This window comes from Streptomyces sp. NPDC001732 (genome assembly GCF_053596315.1).
Genome location: NZ_JBSFFY010000075.1, coordinates 21,613 through 27,612, shown reverse-complemented (window position 1 = coordinate 27,612; position 6,000 = coordinate 21,613). Strand labels below are relative to the sequence as shown.

The following is a 6,000-nucleotide window of genomic DNA, read 5'->3' as shown; positions in this document are numbered from 1 at the left end:
GCGTACTTGTCGCCGTTGATGTGACCGGCCGCGATGGTCTCGCCGCCCTGGAGGCGGTAGCCGTTCGCCCGCTTGACGACGGTGTAGTTCTCGGCCCCTGCTCCCCGCACCCGCGGGGATGGTCCCGGCACTGACCGTTGGTCTGTGCGGGACATCAGCTGCTCCCCGCACCCGCGGGGATGGTCCCCGCCGCCCGCCGGGCCAGCGTCGGCCCGCAGTCTGCTCCCCGCACCCGCGGGGATGGTCCCCTGGACGCCGCGATCGCCAAGGCCGACAGCGACTGCTCCCCGCACCCGCGGGGATGGTCCCGCGTCGGTGCGACCACCGGAGCGGGCGGCGTGCTGCTCCCCGCACCCGCGGGGATGGTCCCGGGAAAACCAAGGAGTCTCGGAGACAGGTGATCTGCTCCCCGCACCCGCGGGGATGGTCCCAGGCCCTGCGAGAGGAACCTGCCCCGATACCCCTGCTCCCCGCACCCGCGGGGATGGTCCCGACTTGCCCGCCCCGGACGTCCCGGCGATCAGCTGCTCCCCGCACCCGCGGGGATGGTCCCTTTGGGAAGACACGAGGCGTCACATTTTGAGCCTGCTCCCCGCACCCGCGGGGATGGTCCCTCGGTGAGACGAAAACCGCTGACAAACCGATGCTGCTCCCCGCACCCGCGGGGATGGTCCTCTGGCGCACGCCGGGACACACGTCCTGGTCACCTGCTCCCCGCACCCGCGGAGATGGTCCCGAGAATGAGCCGACAGCAGGAACTGTCCAGAACTGCTCCCCGCGCCCGCGGGGATGGTCCCTCCAGCTGGTCATCGCCCCGCTCCTTGTCGGCCTGCTCCCCGCACCCGCGGGGATGTTCCCGCCAACAGTCTGCTCTACGGGGCCTGCTGGCGCTGCTCCCCGCCCCCGCGGGGATGGTCCCGCCGAGCAGGCCAAGAAGCGGCTCACCTGGTTCTGCTCCCCGCACCCGCGGGGATGTTCCCGGCCGACGTCATGAAGGACGAGACCCCGAGGGCTGCTCCCCGCACCCGCGGGGATGTTCCCGTGCCCTTCAGATAGCCCATCAGGCACGCCACCTGCTCCCCGCACCCGCGGGGATGTTCCCGGAGGGTCCGCCTGCCGCGCGGTTTGGCCGGCCTGCTCCCCGCGCCTGCGGGGATGTTCCCGACGCCCAGCTCGACAACGTGCTCGCCCGCATTTGCTCCCCGCGCCTGCGGGGAGGTTCCCTTGTCCGTGGTCTTCGCCGGGGCGGTGCCGGGCTGCTCCCTGCACCCGCGGGGATGTTCCCGCGCCGGCGGCGGCCGACGCCTCCTCGCTCGTGTCTCGCTCCCTGCACCCGCGGGGATGCCCCCTTCCCCTCCAGGTGCTCGCGTATCTGGGCCCGCGGTACTCAATCGTGCTGCTGGTCCACTGATAGGAGTCGAACTCCGCAGCCAGCACCTTCGTCTGCCCAGCGACGAAGGCGACCACCTCGTCCGGGAACTCCGCCCCTGCCCTGGGGAACCGTTCGTGCTGCGTGTAGTGCTTCAGCAGCAACGCGAAGCCCAGGCCGCGTCGCGCCGCGCTTGGCCGCCATGAGTTCCAACTCGCCCTCGAGCACCGTCCAGTGCTCGACCAGCTCGTCCATTCCCGCCGACCGCCACCCCAAGGCCGGACATCATGCCGAAGCACCCCAGGTTCGAACGGCAGATCCATCAAAGCTCCACCGATTTGGGGCTGGTGACGATCCTGCTGGCAGAATCGGTGACACGTTCGTTAATGACACCCGTACCTGCGGCGTCTTCACCGAACCGGTCGGCAACGTCGTCACTTCGGACACATCGTCTTGCGCAGCGCGGCGTTCAGCGCCTTGCCCTGCGCGTCCGTCAACGGGTGGGCGTCGTTCCCGAATCGCTGCGCCGCCAACCAGTCGATCTTGTCGTTCGGCTTCGCGAGACTGCTGCACTGGTTCCGCCCGGCGTCGATGGCCTTCTGCTCGTCCACAATGAGCTGCTGGTCGACAGCCGCGATCGCGTCCAGGTACGCGTCACGGGCGTCACCGGTCGGTGCATCCGGGATGCCCGCGGCCTTCTCGGCGTCGCTGCTTTTCCCGCTGTCGTCCGTCGGCTGTTCCTCCGCGGCCGGGGCGGACGCCTCCGGCGCGGGCTTCGTGACGTCCTTCTCCTCGGCCGAGCAGGCTGTCAGGGTGAGCAGCGCGGCGGCGGACGCGGCGAGCAGGACAGCGGTTCGTCTCACGGTGGTACTCCGTACGTAGGTTTGTGCTCTGTGAGACAGGCGAGGCGGCCGGAGGGTTGTGGCGGCTCCCGCGCACGGCACGCGGGCCTGTCCGATCGGGGCCTGCGCGTCGTCCGCGACGACGCCGGGTCCGGGGAAGGCCCGGTGGGGCAGATCCCGCATCGCGGCGGTCTGCCGCTCCACCGCTTCCGCGATGGCCGAGTCCACCCTCGACTGCCGGGCAACCTGGCAGTGCGCCTCGATCGCGTGCCGGTAGCCATCCGGCGGAGTGCGGCGCTCCACCGGCGTGGCAGGCGCGGTCGGGTGCGGGGCCGGGGCAGGTGTCGTGCTCGGGGCACAGGCCCCGGGCGATACGGTCGGCACGCTGCCGGGCCTGAACCTGCTCCCCCTCGTACGTTTGCACCAGGCTCTGGCGGTCATGGCCTGGTGCAGCTGCTGCTCAGTCGCCGCCCGGCCTCGGAGGCGTGTGGCATCACGGCGGCTGGCCTGTTTCTCCTCGCAACGTGGGCAGTCCTGCCCGGAGTCGAGCAGCACGTGATCGTCGCACCGCTGGCGTTGGGGCAGGGCCAGGCCGATCAGCATCATGCGGATCAGTCGTACCGGCCCCAGCCGGTTCACGGCGGAGGCATGGCGAGCGCGGTCGACGCCGCTCGGCCCGGTCACGAGACCAGCTCCCCGGCCGTCTCACCGGGCAGCGGCCGGGCGGCGAGCTCGGCCAGCCTCTGGGCCCAGGGCACGGAGGCAGCCGTCCGGTCCCCGGCCACGGCCTGGTCCTTGCCCGGCTGTTTCTCCCGGGCGGCCAGCAGGTGTTCGGCGGTCCGGTGCCGGGCCGCCTGCGCGGCGCATTCGGCGGCCGTGAAGGCGTCGGCGCCGTCCGGGGCGTGCCGGCCCCGGCGCCGGTGCTCGGTGGCGTGGGCCCGGTTGGCCTCGGCACCACGGGCGAGCGTGGCCAGCGCGGAGGTGCGGATCTGCGGCACGACCTGCTTCAGGACCTCCAGCTCGTTGTAGGCCAGCAAGGTGCGAACGCCGTCCGGATCGGCCTCGTACTGGCCGGGGCCCAGGGCGTTGAGGTACCGCTGGCGGGCCGCCCGGGTGATGGCGCCGAGGGTCTCGCGGACCTCCTCGACGGCCCGGGCGGCGGCTTCGGTGTTCGCGGGGTCGGCCAGTGACGCCACGGTCACCCGCTCGGCCTCCGTGAGGAGATCTGTCACCCGGCGCCGGTAGCCGCAGCCCTCGCACAGCCCTGCTGCCCGGGCCCGGCCGCAATCCGCGCACGGCAGCACCTGACGGGCCGCCTCCTCGGCCGCCGCGGCCTGGCGCTCGCGCTCCGCCCGCTCCTGGGCGGCCGCACGGGCGGCATCGCGGCGGGCCTGCTCGGCCGCGGCCTGCTCGCGCCGCCACACGAAGTCCTCCGCGTCGAGCACGGCGAGCTCGCGCAGCCGGTCCTCGAGAGCCTGGAGGTGCTCGTCGTCGGTGAGACCGGGCTGGTCGCGGCTGATCTCCGCAGCAACCCGGGCCCGGCGGGCACGCCGCAGGTGAACCACGTTGGCACACGTCTCGCAGGCGGTTCCGGTGTCCATCCGGGTCCCGTCGTCGCACCGCAGATCCGAGCAGGACGGCCGCTGGACCAGGCCCCGCCGGATCAGCCACCCGAAGGGCCTGCCGACCAGGGCCTCGCCACCGGTCTCCTCCAAGCGGTCGGCCAGCCGGGCGGCCAGCAGCCTCGGCGCACCGCCCGGCAGCGCCAACAGGCCCTCCATGCGGGCCAGTTCCGTCTTCGCCGCGGTCTCGACCCGGGCCTGCTGCCACCCGGACAGCCGCTCCCACAGCCACGCCACCGGCGCCAGCGCCACCCGCAGACGATGATCAGCCGGAAGGACCGCCCTCCGCTGCCGCTGCGCCTTGTGCCAGCCCCCGGCCTTCGGTCGGCCACCGGCACCAGCCCCGGCAGGCCGCTGACCCACCCGCTCATCATCGACCAGGGACTCCTGCAGCTTTTCCCCGCGAAGCGGGCCGTCCTCCGCTACCGGCGACCCGGTTTCGGCAACGCCGCTCTCGCCGTCGACCGCGGCCTGGTCCTCGCGCGGGCAGGCGCGTTCCGGCAGATCACCGGACCCACCACGGCCTTCGCCGGAAAAACCACAAGAGAGCTGCAGAGGAACGACGGGAGTAACCACAGAAGCGTGGAGAGCGTGGTGCTGTGCAGGTGCGGCGAGGTCTGCCGATCCGGCCATCCCGCCCTGTCCTGCACCCTCGATCCCAGCCGTCACAAGGACCTCGCCCGTCTCACCGGACTCAAGATCTCCGGATGCAGTACCGGCGAGGTCTGAAAACACGGCATCGGCGACCTGGCGGGCCTCCCGCACGGCCAGACCGTGGGCCTCAGCCACCGGCACCAGGCGCACCCGCGACCGGGCGTGCAGACCCGAGCCGGTCTCCTGCCGGACCACGTCCGCGACACCGTGCTCCTCGAGCCGCTTGAGGACCTTCGCCCCGGCCGCCGCCGAGCAGCCCAGCAGCCGCGCGACCGTCGCCGCCGGACGCCCGCGCCCGGTGTCCACCGACCCGGGACACAACTGCAGCCAGCCCGCCGAACCCGTCGTCAGCACCATCAACAGCAGCCCGAGCCGGTCCGTGGCCGCCCCACGGCCCCTACGCCCGGCGAGCAGCCCGGCCGGGACCGGCGCCTTGTCCTTTGGCGCCCACCCCGGACCGAACAGCACCTCGCACAGGCTCAGCAGCACCGCCAGCTCGGAGCGCGACAGCGCCAGCACGTGACGACGGTCGCCGGCCTGCTGCGCCCGGTACAACGGGATCACCCAGCACTCCAGGCCCGTCGCATGCCCGAAGGCGTTCGTCGCGACCTTCGACCCGAGAACCCCAGCCGCCCGCAGCTCGGGCAGCACAGTGTGCGCGACCGTCGACTGCGACACCCCCAGCCACCGCCCGAGCTCCGCCGCCCAGATCGACGCCTGGTAGTCGTCGCGAACCTTCGACTTCGCCGCCAACACCACCGACGCCAGCCGCGCACCGTCCGACGCCCCGGCCAGCGCCGGAGACGACACCAGCGCACGCACCGCGGCGAGCAGCCGGGCCCGCATCGACTTCGACAGCTGGAGCGGGTTGCCCAGCTCCAGCGGAACAACCGGACGGGCCTGCGCCGGAACCAGCCGCAGTCCACGGCGCGACGCCCCGCCGACAGACTTCGTACGCGGACGAGGCAGTACAGCGACCGACGCCGCCACGGCGCTCATCGGCCCGCCCTGACCAGGACGGGCCGATGAGCTCGCGAAGGAGAAAAGGAGGTCACGGCGGCACCGTGGCTGATGCGGGGGTTAGCCCCGCAAGTCCGATGCCGGAGGGCCGTCCCCGCCGTGCGTACGGGATCGCGTCGCAGGCAGGGGCGGGTGGAGATGTAGATGCGCGTCACATCTGCCACAAGTGCGGTTCCAGCGGCAGATGTGACGCCAGAAGCGGAGAAAGATTCCGGCGGAGTCGTCCAGGGGTGGTATCGGAGGAGGAACCGGCTGCGGCTCGGGCGGCCGAGGTTCTCCTCGACTGCAGCTGCCGCACCGCGCGGCAGCGTGACGCCTCTACCCAAGGCTTTACCGGGCACATGTGAACGAAATTCGCGATTCGTAGGCGTGGATCTTGAAGATCGAAGGAAACGTGGGCCCCGTACCGGGGTGATTCGGACAACGCCAAGCTGACAAGACATGCCACCGTGCTGCACTATGGGTGCACCAACCTTCATATGGACGCCCGACC

2 protein-coding genes are annotated in these 6,000 nt (G+C 72.0%); both read right to left on the bottom strand.

Annotated features, from left to right (window positions below; all coding sequences use genetic code 11):
- Positions 1 to 1,803: 1,803 nt before the first annotated feature.
- Positions 1,804 to 2,232, bottom strand: a complete 429-nt coding sequence (locus tag ACWCXX_RS35925; RefSeq protein ID WP_451134742.1) for a hypothetical protein — start codon at positions 2,230 to 2,232, stop codon at positions 1,804 to 1,806.
- A 659-nt stretch (positions 2,233 to 2,891) separates the two neighbouring features.
- Positions 2,892 to 5,486: a hypothetical protein gene (locus ACWCXX_RS35920; protein ID WP_451134740.1), complete on the bottom strand. Its 2,595-nt coding sequence runs from the start codon at positions 5,484 to 5,486 to the stop codon at positions 2,892 to 2,894.
- Positions 5,487 to 6,000 lie beyond the last annotated feature (514 nt).